This is a genomic window from Bartonella capreoli, assembly GCF_902813205.1.
Lineage (GTDB): Bacteria > Pseudomonadota > Alphaproteobacteria > Rhizobiales > Rhizobiaceae > Bartonella > Bartonella schoenbuchensis.
This window is the reverse complement of the sequence record NZ_CADDZX010000388.1, coordinates 1-388: the sequence shown is the minus strand read 5'-3', so window position 1 is coordinate 388 and position 388 is coordinate 1. Positions and strand designations below refer to the sequence as shown.

General features: G+C 46.9%; 1 pseudogene. It reads left to right on the top strand.

The window, feature by feature from the left end:
* Positions 1–388, top strand: a pseudogene (locus J7R05_RS08935) (DnaJ C-terminal domain-containing protein); the annotation flags it as partial.

Genomic DNA, 388 nt, shown 5'->3' with positions numbered 1-388 from the left:
ATATGGAGGTGATATTAGAGGAAGCATTTGCAGGTAAAGCGGCGTAATTTAATATCCCCAGTTCCATTATTTGTGATTTTTTCGGGCGATCGGTTGCAAAAAAAGCCTCCAAGCCACAAACTTGTGGCACTTGTTATGGGGCTGGGCGTGTGCGTGCTGCGCAATGCTTTTTTTCTATTGAACGAACATGTCCACTTTGTCATGGCCGTGGTGAAATTATCACAGACCCATGTTCAAAATGCCATGGTACAAGACGGGCGGAAGCGAACCGTTCGTTGTGTGTCAATATTCCAGCGGGGATTGAAGATGGTACTCGGGTTCGTCTTTCTGGCGAAGGTGATTCTGGAACTCGGGGAGGTCCTGCGGGAGATCTTGATAGTTTTTTTTC